General features: G+C 57.4%; 6 protein-coding genes and 2 pseudogenes. 2 read left to right on the top strand and 6 right to left on the bottom strand.

Features of this window, described 5'->3' with window-relative positions:
• Positions 1 to 52 precede the first annotated feature (52 nt).
• Positions 53 to 346: pseudogene (locus tag A5774_RS11785) on the top strand (EamA family transporter); the annotation flags it as partial.
• Between the two features lie 72 nt (positions 347 to 418).
• On the opposite strand, the gene rarD reads toward A5774_RS11785, so the two are convergent.
• Positions 419 to 976, bottom strand: a complete 558-nt coding sequence (gene rarD / locus A5774_RS09925) for an EamA family transporter RarD (protein ID WP_369815553.1) — start codon at positions 974 to 976, stop codon at positions 419 to 421.
• 527 nt (positions 977 to 1,503) lie between these two features.
• Between rarD and A5774_RS11055 the strand changes: the two genes are divergently transcribed.
• Positions 1,504 to 1,770, top strand: coding sequence for a hypothetical protein (locus A5774_RS11055; protein WP_023018802.1), 267 nt, complete (start codon positions 1,504 to 1,506; stop codon positions 1,768 to 1,770).
• On the opposite strand, the gene A5774_RS09920 is transcribed toward A5774_RS11055, so the two are convergent.
• The 5 genes and pseudogenes from A5774_RS09920 to A5774_RS11575 all read right to left on the bottom strand — a co-directional run.
• Positions 1,763 to 3,307 carry an acyl-CoA carboxylase subunit beta gene (locus A5774_RS09920; RefSeq protein ID WP_049150042.1) on the bottom strand — a complete coding sequence of 515 codons (1,545 nt, stop codon included), beginning with the start codon at positions 3,305 to 3,307 and terminating at the stop codon, positions 1,763 to 1,765. The two genes, A5774_RS11055 and A5774_RS09920, sit on opposite strands and share 8 nt — an antisense overlap.
• Positions 3,308 to 8,320 carry a polyketide synthase Pks13 gene (gene pks13, locus A5774_RS09915; protein WP_064834666.1) on the bottom strand — a complete coding sequence of 1,671 codons (5,013 nt, stop codon included), beginning with the start codon at positions 8,318 to 8,320 and terminating at the stop codon, positions 3,308 to 3,310.
• The gene (locus A5774_RS09910; RefSeq protein ID WP_064834665.1) at positions 8,321 to 10,165 is read right to left on the bottom strand and encodes a FadD32-like long-chain-fatty-acid--AMP ligase; all 1,845 of its coding nucleotides are present in this window, start codon (positions 10,163 to 10,165) and stop codon (positions 8,321 to 8,323) included.
• Between the two features lie 272 nt (positions 10,166 to 10,437).
• Entirely contained in the window at positions 10,438 to 11,349 is a 912-nt protein-coding gene (locus A5774_RS09905; RefSeq protein ID WP_064834664.1) for a cutinase family protein, read from the bottom strand.
• Positions 11,350 to 11,413: 64 nt separating this feature from the next.
• Positions 11,414 to 11,710, bottom strand: a pseudogene (locus A5774_RS11575) (hypothetical protein); the annotation flags it as partial.

Here is an 11,710-nt window from a genome sequence, read left to right as displayed (position 1 = left end):
GCTGAAAAAGAAAGTCGCCGTGTCCGCGTTTTTCTCCGTCGGGGCAGAAACGATGATCATGCTGCCGCTCGCGCTGGGCTATGTGGCATATATCAGCGTGAGCCCAGAGCAACAATCAACTTTCACCAGTGAAGGCTGGGGACACACCCTGCTGATGATGTCGTGTGGTCTGGTCACCGCCACCCCGCTGTTGTTTTATGCCCGCGGTGCGCACATGCTGCCGCTGTCGACGATCGGCATGCTGCAGTACCTTACCCCGACGATTCTGATGTTGTGGGCGCTGTTTATTACGCAAGAACCGATGTCGCAGCAGCGCTGGATCGGCTTCATCATCATTTGGGTCGCGGTGGCGGTGTATGTCGCTGACTTGGTGCGGATGCGTCGACACAGCAGGCGGGAGCAGCGCCGACAAACGGTATCATTTGCGGGAACCGGCCAGCGCGAGCGGCAGCATGATCATCGTTTCTGCCCCGACGGAGAAAAACGCGGACACGGCGACTTTCTTTTTCAGCAGGCCATAGGTACCAAAGCTGAATGCCAACGCCAGCGCGATCACTGGTGGCTGGCCGCTCAGGAACGTCAGATACACCACGGCTACGGCCGCGATAGCCACTGCCACCATCTGCCAGCGGCGTAGGTGCTCGCGCAAAATCAACACGCCAAGAGCCACCGAAACCAACGGGTTCATGTAATAGCCCAGTGAGGCATCAGCGACGTGATCATTCATCACCGCCAAGACATAAGTACCCCAGTTCACGGTGATCACCACGCCAGCGGCGGCCAAACGCCACCAGGTAGCCGGGCGCACCTCATAGATTTCGCGCCACCGACCGGTTACCAGCAAAATTCCCACCATCAACACCGCAGTCCATATGATGCGATGCGCCAGAATCTCGAGCGGGCTGGCAGGATCCAACAGTGGGAAGAACGCGGGAAACACACCCCACAGCACATAAGCGGCGACGATATATTGCATTCCACTACCGTAGCCGGGAATTAATCTGGCCGAAGACTAGCTGAGCGAAGACTGCCACAACACGAGGATATTTCCAGAGACGATCCACAGGCTTTCATCTTTTTTATGCACCGCACTCTTCGGAAATAAAAACTTTAACAGTAAATCACAGCATATCCCTTCGAAACGGATTAGCATCCCTATACAAAACAGGATTCAAACTCAGGTGGTATTGCTAGAGAACGGAGGTTCTGCGAGACTTACGCTAGACAAAGGTGCAGACTCACAGGGCCGCTAGATTAGACCAAGGTGATGATCATGAGTACTGATGTGGATAAACAGAACAAAATTCATGGTGCAACATGGGCAATGCTAGGCCTATGCTGCGTATCCTTTTTTATTGTCGTAGTTTCTATAGCAACTGGACACACGAAAGGATTCACCAGCGCACTAATTATGCTGGCAGGCTCTGCAGGAATATTATCATCTCGATTGATGAGCAAAGCTAGGAAAAGTTTTACTAAGTCAATCACCGGGAGGTGTCACAAGTGAAACCTGCGCGTTTACTAGGCTGGGGTGCAACAATTGCCGCCTTTGTCGGTAGCTATTTGCTATGGACCATTGGTCAAGACTGGTGGTGGCCCTCAGTGGCTATTACCGGTACAGCGATAGCCGCAATTTGCGCGCTTAACTGTTATCTCGCACATAAAACAAAGAAATACGACTTGTATATCGCTGCATTGCTGTCAGCACTATCACCAGTTCTTATCATTACTATCGCACTCGGCTTCTTTTTCTCCGGTCCACCTACATAGGCGCGATCGGGTGCTTTTTCGGCAAGTCTTCCACGTGCTTAGTCGCCAACTGGCGTAGCGCTTGCCGCAGCTTCAACCGGGTCTCCGAAGGCTGGATCATGGCATCAATATAGCCGCGCTCAGCAGCCACATATGGCGAAGTCATATTCTCGTCGTAAAAGTCCATGAACACTTTCTTCATGTAACCACGCTGTTCCGGCGGGGTTTGCTCCAGCTGCTTGCCCTGGATCATGACGACGGCCGCGGCCGCACCCATCACCGCGATCTGCGCGGTCGGCCATGCAAAGTTGATATCACCAGACAAGTTCTTCGACCCCATCACCGCATACGCACCGCCATAGGCTTTGCGCACCACCAACGAAATCTTCGGCACGGTGGCCTCCACCAAAGCGAAAGCAAAACCAGCGCCACGGTGAATCAACCCGGCCTTTTCTTGCTCCACGCCCGGCAAATACCCAGGGGTGTCGGCAACGAAGATCAGCGGGATGTTGTAGGCATCGCAAATGCGGATAAATCGGGCGCCCTTATCGGCGGCATCGGCATCGATACAACCGGCAAAGTGCATCGGGTTATTTGCTACAAACCCCACCGCCTGACCATCAATACGCCCAAAAGCGGTGACCATATTCGGGGCGAAGTTCGCCTGCAACTCAATCAGCTGATCGTCGTCACCCAACAACTTCAGCACATCAATGATGTCGTAACCGGCATTCGTGTCATCCGGCATGAATTCGTCAAGCTCTGGGGTGTACGCGACTTCCTCGTCACTAGGCGCCAAAAACGACGGCGCCGGATCATGACACGTCAACGGCAGGTGATCCAAAAGATCACGGACCAGCTCAAAGGCATCTTCTTCGCTGTCAACAACGGCCTGCACGTTACCGTTGCGCTCCTGCTGGCGCGCACCACCGAGTTCCGCGGAGCTGACTTCCTCGCCGGTGACCTCTTTGATCACAGCCGGGCCGGTGACATACATTTCGGCCTCACCATCCACCGCGATGACAAAGTCCGTGGTCACCGGGGCATACACCGCACCACCAGCGGATTTACCCAGCATGATGGAAATCTGCGGCGCATACCCCGACAGCGGCATCTGCCGACGTGCGATCTCGGAATACATCGCCAGCGACGTCACCGCGTCCTGAATACGCGCACCACCAGAATCCTGAATACCAATCACCGGGCAGCCGATGCGGGCGGCCATATCCATCACCTGCGTGACTTTCTGGCCAAACGTCACACCAACGGAACCGCCATAGACAGTCTTATCGTGCGCATAGATACACACCGGACGGCCGCCGATGCGCCCATACCCAGTGACCACACCATCCGAATACACCGCATCGTCATCGCCCGGGGTTTTACCCAGCGCGCCAACCTCCATGAAGGAGCCGTCGTCAAGCAAAGCATTAATGCGCTGCCGGGGAGTGGTACGCCCGGCCTCATCGCGCTTTGCCCGCGCCCGCTCCGAACCAGGATCCTGCGCCTTTTCTAAACGACGACGCAGGTCAGCGAGTTTCTCGGCGGTATTAGTCACCTAGTGCTCCTCCCGTGCAGCGGGGATCTTGCTCTTCATCCAACGGTCCATGTGCTCTGCGACGATGCCAATCGCTGGCTCATCCGGCACCGCCAGGTGATCACCCGGCAGCTGAACGATCTCTAACTCATCGACGATAGCACCCCAGCCGCCATCCGGATCAATATCGGCGTAGCGTGGCTCCAATTCAATTGCACCATCATGCATACGTTCCGCGCGGAACAACAGCACCGGCAGGTCCACATCAGCCCAGCGCGCAAAATCGAGCTTGCCCAGGATCATGTTGTCCACGAAGCTGGCGCGCTGGTGTTCCAAAACTCCCGCGGACAGCCCGTGTTCAGAAGCATCGGAGCTAGCCAGGAACTGCTCCAACATCTGCATCAAGGCTTCCTCGCCGGCGGTTTCGAGCAGCTCGTACGGTACCGGGAAGTCCAAGCCATAGGTGCGCTCCGCGAATGCGGCATAGCGCTCCCAGCGGGCCTTGGTCTCATCCAAGGTGTCCGGAATCGGCTCAGACGGCTGGGTGGTATCCAACAACGCAATATAGGCGAGGTCAATGCCGTGGTTGGCGTTGTCGGCGTTATCAGCATTGACAGCGTTACCAGCGTCGGCAAGCAACTGCGAAGCCGCCTCATACGCCAACGCTCCACCAAAGGACCAGCCGCCCAGGATGACCGGGCGTCCCTTCGCATAGTTGCGGATATCGCCCAGGTAATCCGCCACGCGCTCTTCCAAGCTGCCTTCACGCCGCTCCACGCCATAGACCGAAACCTCCTGCGGCAAGCGGCGCGCCAGCGGCTGGTACACCACCGAACTACCACCGGCCGGGTGGAACATGAACACCACCGGCGCTTCGGCACTGCCCTCACGCAGCACCCGAATGTTGCCTTCGACGTCGGTTTCCAGGCCTTCGCGCACCACGTTGGCGATTTCTTCCAGGTTTTCTGCCTTGCCGACGAGCTCGGCCCCGATGTTCATGCCACTGCGCTCACTCAAGCGCTCGGCAATTTTGTCGGCGACTTCGCCGCTGATTTCCGGCAACGTGCTGGTAACACCAGTGGCCGCGCGACCAGTCAAGCTAGCCCAGGTAGCAAACACCAGGCGCTCAGCGGCATCACGTGGCGCCACGCCGACTCCTTCTGTCTGCGTGGCATAGGACTGTTCGGGCTGCTGGGCCTGCTCTGGCTGATCGGCAGAGCTTTGCTCGGCGGAGCTCTTCGCAGAGGAGCTCTGGTCATCCCGCACTGCAGCACCGTTTTCCGGTGTTGGGCCAGCAGAGCCGTGCTTTTCCGCAACGGCCTGGTTGACCATCGCCACGACATCCGCCACCGACGCATCACGCAAAGCCTGCACCTGCAGCGGCGGAATTTGGAAATCATTTTCCACGCGGTTCTTAATCCGCATGCCCATCAGCGAATCCAACCCCAGGTCAATCAGCGGCAACTCACCAGGCAGGTCTTCTGCGTCGTAGCCCATGGACTCAGAAACAATTAAGCGCAGACGCTCCTCGACGGTTTCGGCCTCCGGATCCCAACGCACCCCCGAATCCGCGCCAGGCATGCCCAGGTTGTTTCCGGCCGCGGCGGCACCGGCTGCACCTTCGGCACCGGGTACACCAGCAGCCAGCGGTGATTCTGGAATCGGCGCCACACCCAAATTCTGCGATTGCGCGTGTGCACCAACACCGCCGTCGGCAAGCGCCAACGTAGTAGCAAAACCTTCCGCAACCACAACGCCCGCGGTCATATCGTGCACAGTCAACGCCACACCACCAACATTGCGCTGGGCGATCGTCGTCAACTCACCCTGGGCCGGCAACGTGCGCGGTTCTTCCACCGCCACCAGCTGCGCGCCCGGCTGCATCGCCTCGGCAGCTGCTTCCAGCAACGCCAGCGCCGAAGGCACCTGATCAGCATCCACAGAAAACGCGGTGCGCCCATCCGGCAAATTCACCCGGGTGCCCGGCAACCCGGCAACACCGGCACTCGGGCGGGCATTCGTCCAATACCGTTGCTTCTTAAAGCGCGTATTGGGCACCGCAGCATACTCACCGCTGCCATACAGCTGCGAGAAATCCACCGGTTGGCCCAAAACATAAAGCTGCGCCAGCAGATCCACCAGGTTGTTTGCGGAATCTTCCTTGCGCTTCAGCGTCTTCAGCAGCTTCGCATTAGCCTTGTCGACGCTAAAAGCAGTGTTCATCATGCCCATCAGCGCAACCGGGTTCGGGCTAATTTCCACCATCGTGTTGTGGCCATGGGCAAAAGCACTGGTGACAACATCTTGGAAATACACCGGCTGGCGTGTCATTTCCAGCCAATAATCCTCGTTATGCACCACCGCACCGCGCTGGTGGTGGATTTTGTCCACTGAAGAGAACAACGGGGTGTGCAGCGGAGCAGGTTCGATGCCTGCGATGGCACCTTCCAACTCACCGAGCAGTGGTTCCACCATGGAAGTGTGGCCGGCACCTTTTACGTCCAGCGCGCGGGCAAACTTGCCCTCTTCTTCCAGCTTTTCTACCAAGCGCAGAATCGCGGCTCGCGGGCCACCAACCGTCGTCATTCCCGGACCGGCGTACACGGCGGGTTCCACACCAGCGAATTCTTCTTGCTCGGCGTAGTCCGAAATCTGCTGTGCAGACAGCTCCACGACGGCCATCGCACCTTGTGCGTCGCCAGTCAGAGCATTTTCGCCTTCGCCCATCAGCCGGGCACGGTGGCAGGCGATCAACATGGCATCCTCAGCGCGCAAACCACCAGCAGCATAGGCTGCCGCGATCTCGCCCATGGACATGCCAATCACGGCTGCCGGGCGTGCACCGCACTGCGCCAGCAAATCCGTCAACGCGATCTGGATTGCGGTGATCGCTACCTGCGCGGTTTCGGTGTTATAGGTCTGCTCATCGTCCCGAACCAATTCCAGCACGGACCAGCCGCCCTCAAAGTCCACGATCTCGTCGAGCTCCGCCATTCGCGCGGCAAAAAACGGCGACTGTTCCAGCAGGTCCTTCACCATTTTCCGGTGCTGGGAACCAAAGCCAGAGTACACAAATACCGGGCCCGGGCTTTCCGGTGCGTCTCCGCTAAACGCAGACGTCGCAGCCTTGCCCTCGGCGAGCTTACGCAGGCGCTTCACAGCTTCACCAGCGTCCGCGGCAACAATGGCAGCCCGCGAGCGGCCATGGTTACGCTTGGCCAGGGTGCGGGCGACGGCCTGCAGATCAAAATCCTTGTTGCTCTGGGCGTCTTCCAAATAATCAGCCAAATCACCAGCTGCTTGCCGACGCCGCGATGGCACCAGGCCGGAAATCGGCAACACCACGTGGTCGCTATTCAGTCGCGGCTGGGCTTCCCTAGCCACAGCCACGCCCGCAGCGCCATCGTGCACTGTCGACGCCGCGTCCTGAGCTGTCGACGCAGCGTCGTATTTCTGCACCACGACGTGCGCGTTTGTCCCACCAAAACCGAAACCAGAAATACCGGCAATCTTGTTTTCCGAAGGCCATTCTCGTGGGTCTTCGACAACTTCCAGGCGTTCTTTCTCGAAGTCGATATAACGGTTGGGTTCCGAGAAGTTCACCGACGGCGGCACAGTGTCGTTCTGGATCGACAGCACTACCTTGATCAGGCTGGCAATACCGGCAGCAGATTCCGAATGGCCGATATTCGATTTCACCGAGCCAATCAAGGTGTCTGTTTCCCGGCGCGGACCGAGCACCGCGCCCAATGCGCTGGCTTCAATTGGATCACCGAGGATCGTGCCAGTGCCGTGTGTTTCCACGTAATCGACGGTCGCTGGATCAATCCCGGCATCAGCATAAGCCCGGCGCAGCACGTCGATCTGTGCCTCTGGGTTCGGCGCGGTCAAACCATTTGAGTGTCCATCGGAGTTCGTCGCGCTGCCCTTAATCACCGCCAAGATCTCATCATCATCGGCTTCGGCGTCGGCAAGCCGCTTCAGCACCACCACACCGGCGCCGTCGGCACGCACGAAGCCGTCGGCATCATCAGAAAACGCATGGATAGCGCCCGACGGGGAAATCACGCCGAGCTCGCCAAAGGCAGTGGAAACAAACGGCGACGCCAGGATGTTCACGCCACCGGCGATAGCTACGTCGCACGAGCCATAGCGCAGCTCGCGCACCGCCTGGTGCACCGAAACCAGCGACGAGGAACACGCGGTGTCCACGTTCAACGACGGGCCGCGGAAATCAAAGGCATAGCTAATGCGGTTCGGGATCACAGCCGAAGAAGTACCCGTCAGCGCGTATGGGTGGGCCTCGGCTGGATCAGCGGCGATCAGCATGCCGTAGTCATTATTCGAACTACCCATAAACACGCCGACGGGCTTGCCCTTGAGTTCATTGGCCGGCAGGTGCGCGTTTTCCAGCGCGTGCCAGGTCAGCTCCAGCATGATGCGCTGCTGCGGATCCATGTTGGTGGCCTCAATGGGAGAAAGGCCAAAAAATTCCGGGTCAAAACTGGCGATATCGTCCAGGTAGCCACCGGTGAGATTGATCTTGCCCATCTTTTCCGACATCACCGGGTCGGACTGGTACTCACTCCAACGCCCCAGTGGCAGCTCGCCTGTGGCAGTGCGGCCTTCTGCGAGCAGCTTCCAGTACTCGTCCAAGCCATCTGCCTGTGGGAATCGGGCAGACATACCGACGATCGCGATATCACCACCGTAGCCACCATGCGCACCGTTTCCGGCGCCAGCGACGTCGGCACGCTCGTAAGACTGCTGGGCAGCCCCGGCCCGCGCGCTATCTTCCGCCGGACCGTCGACCAGCCGTTGAGCCAGTGACGCAATGGTGGGGTATTCATAGGCGATAGTCGGATCCAGTCGGGTATCCAGCAAGGTTTCCAATTCACCCGACAGGATCACCGCATCGCGCGAAGAAAGCCCCAGCGCTTCCAGCGGCTTGTTTTCCGATACCTCTTCAACGGGAAGGTCCGTGACCTTCACTACCCACTCGGTCAGCCAGCTCTTCAGCTGCTCAACTGTCATTTAGGCTTCTCCCTCAGTTCCCTCATACTTCTTCTTTGCTACCTGCCGCGCGATTTTTCCTGCCGACGAGCGGGAGAGCTCGCCAGGAGCCAGGAACTGAATATCATACGGACGCACACCATGGCGTGCGGTAACTTCCGCGCGGATGGCGGAAATTGCCTGTTCGTCTCCGGATTCTTCGGCTTGGTCGGCACGTTCTACCAGCAGCACGAGTTCCTCGGTGTTTTCTGCGGAGACCGCAAAGGCAGCCACGGAATCGCTACGCACGTGCTCGCTGGCGGTCATCACGGTGTGCTCAATATCCTGCGGGTAATGGTTGCGACCAGCAATGATGATCATATCTTTCAAACGACCAGTGATAAACAGCTCGCCGTCGATAAGCACGCCCAGGTCACCGGTGGCCATCCACTTATCCGCCGGAGCTTCAGCCACGCGGGAGTCCTCCAGCCGCTCTCCAATGGTGTTGTGGAAAGTAGCCGCAGTTTCTTCCGGACGGTTCAGGTAGCCCGCAGCCATGTTGTCACCGTGGCACCACACCTCTCCGACGGTAGAATCTGGCAATTCGGCTTTAGTTTCTGGGTCCACGATGGTCAGAAATTGTGGACGCACGACTTCACCATTGGAAATAAACGCCACGCCATCTTCGCTAGCAGTCTCCACGGCCTTGCCCTGCGCAATTTCGTCGCGCTCAAAGTACTTCACCTTTGGGCGATCCTCGGTCTGCGGGGTGGTCACCATCAGCGAAGCTTCCGCCAAGCCGTACGACGGACGCAGCATGCGACGAGTCAAACCTTTTGGCTCAAAAGCATCCAGGAAGGAATTCAGCGCTTTCACCGTCACTGGCTCTGAACCAATGATGATGCCGTTAATATTCGAGAAATCCAGGCCGTCTTCATTGCCATAACGAACTGCGAGATCCAATGCGAAGTTCGGAATCACAGTGTAAACACCATTGCTGTCGTCGCCTTCGCGAGCTGAGATCATGCGCGTCCAACGTGCTGGTTGCTGGATGAAATCTTTCGGAGACATGATCTCATTGCGCAGCCCCATGATCGTGGCGAACAGGCTCAGAATAATTCCCATGTCGTGGTGCAGCGGCAACCACGACACCAAACGCAACGGCAGGCGCAGGCGAGCTGCTTCGAAGATCTGCAATACGTTGGTCAGAATCGAACGGTTCGTCAGTTCCACACCAGCCGGGGTGCGCGTAGAACCAGAGGTGTACTGCAAGAAAGCTGGTTCGTCAATGGGCATCACCGTCGACGAAGCCATGCGCTGCTGGCCTTCGATGGTCTGCTGTGGGTTGATGTAGGAATCAGCCAAGGAATCCGGCAGCGAATCTACCGCCAAGATACGGGGGCGTTCACGAACCGGGAGTTTTTTGAAGTGATCACGCACCGCCGCTGCCGAAGGGCGGTTGGTAAGCACCAACTTCGGGCTGCAATCAGCGAAGACCGCCGTCAGGTGTCCTTCATGGCCTGGTTCATTCGGGTCGTAAAGAGGCACCGGAACCATACCGGCATACATCGCACCCACAAAGCCGAAAATGTATTCCGGAGAATTTCCCATCAAAATCGCGACCCGGTCGCCCATCTTGGCAACCTGCTGCAAACGCGCAGCCACAGATTTGATGCGAATGTTGATCTCTTGTCGAGTGAAATCAACCGCAGTACCTTCGCGAGACTGGGAGTAATCCCAGAAGCGCAGGCAATGCCGGTCTGCTCCACCGGTGTGTAGATCACCCTGATAGAGCAATTCCGCCAGCCCGACTAGGGACAATTGCGGGGCGAGTTTCAGGTTGCCCTGGCCGTCGTAAAACTGACTCATTGCTGCTTTAAGATCCATGGTGATTCCTTCTTTGAACTAACACCGGTGAAAGTAGTACCGGTCGAAAATGTTTGTTTATCTAAGATTCCAGCCTACTTTGGCGCAGAAGTCATGCAACTACCAGGTGCTATCGGAAACAAAATAAGAAACGTTAACATCTATAACATATACACCAAATGATATGAGTTCTAATTCACAATCACGATTCGCCACGCCGAAAAACCGCCACGCCGAAAGACTTTCAACATGGCGGTGCTGGTGAGGTTCACATTCCGAGCAAACCTATCTGGCTAACCATGATCGATGGTCTCGATAGCCCAATTCTTAATCCACTGATCCGCAGTTGTTCCGGGAACAACGTCCGTATTAGTGCCGTATTGCGCGTGCGAATTATTCGCCAGCTCCAAAGCCCGTCCTAAACCATCAATCACGCTTTCCGGTGCAGCGCAGATCGGGTCACTCGAAGCACAGATCTGGAAAGTACGATCCTGCAACGCACCAAAACCATCACGCGCACCCCGCATTGATGCACCCGGAGTGACATTTTGCACCAGCCCCTCGACCGGTTTCAGCGACACCTCGGCACCAACTCCGCCAACGGGGTTGCCAGGGTTGATGCCCTGATCCGCAGTACGACGGCCGTCGGCAAGCAAAGCAACACCACGAACCCGCTCGGGAGAGATCGGGCCACGATGATTACCGATCTCATTGACGATATCGCCCAAAATTACCGCGCCTTGGGAAAACCCAGTCATGGCAAAGTCAGTTAACGGACATTCCCCATGAGTAGAAAGCAAGCGCTCACGCACCTTCTGCGTACCTTCTTCACGAGATTCGTCATAAGTCAGTTGATCCTGATTCTGCACGTTGGCAAACTGCGCAGAATACGGCAAAGTCCATACACGCACATCGTCCGGAGCGTAACGCTCCTGCAGCGGGCGGGTGACATTCAGCAAGAATGAATGAGGGTTCGCCTGTGGATTGAACGGGTCATCATCCGCAGCAGATTCCCATGTGCCCGGTGCAGCAATAAACTCCACGCGCGGGCACCATTCCGGTTGCACTGGCCCTTCAGCTTCTTCGGCAGGACGAGCCTGGTCGTCCGGGGCCATCGGATCATCGCCGTTCAGGTATTGCACTACCCCGGCACCGATCAGAACGATCAGGACGATCACGGCGACAACCGTGAGCACTTTTCTCATAGCTTCACATTTCTTGATTGAGCACGACTGCGGAATTTTCTAGCACATAACTACCGCACTAGCACTAGCAAAAGCGCCCGCGCGCGGATTCCGTCAACTTATCAACCAAATCTTCAAATTCTCTGTCAGTGCGCTGCTGCCCGATCAGCTGCCCAGCCACTGCCTGTAAGATAGCGGTCTGCTCATCACAAACCAGATAGCCAGCAGAAACCACCTGACCTTCGACACCTGCAACATCAACTCCGAGAGCGCGAACATCATCGAGGAAGGCGGCGTTCTCACCCTCGAAAGGGTTCGTCTCAGGAATTTCGTCGATTTCCTGCGCGCCACGGTCACGGCCACCGGCAGTTTGCGGCGCCGG

Origin of the sequence: Corynebacterium sp. EPI-003-04-2554_SCH2473622 (assembly GCF_001665955.1) — a bacterium.
Taxonomy (GTDB): Bacteria; Actinomycetota; Actinomycetes; order Mycobacteriales; family Mycobacteriaceae; genus Corynebacterium; species Corynebacterium pseudodiphtheriticum.
This window is presented reverse-complemented; position numbering and strand designations above follow the sequence as displayed.

Excerpts from the sequence above, each read along its gene's own strand:
- pks13 (WP_064834666.1), bottom strand. The coding sequence starts at position 8,320 with ATGACAGTTGAGCAGCTGAAGAGCTGGCTGACCGAGTGGGTAGTGAAG.
- rarD (WP_369815553.1), bottom strand. The coding sequence starts at position 976 with ATGCAATATATCGTCGCCGCTTATGTGCTGTGGGGTGTGTTTCCCGCG.
- A5774_RS09910 (WP_064834665.1), bottom strand. The coding sequence starts at position 10,165 with ATGGATCTTAAAGCAGCAATGAGTCAGTTTTACGACGGCCAGGGCAAC.
- A5774_RS09905 (WP_064834664.1), bottom strand. The coding sequence starts at position 11,349 with ATGAGAAAAGTGCTCACGGTTGTCGCCGTGATCGTCCTGATCGTTCTG.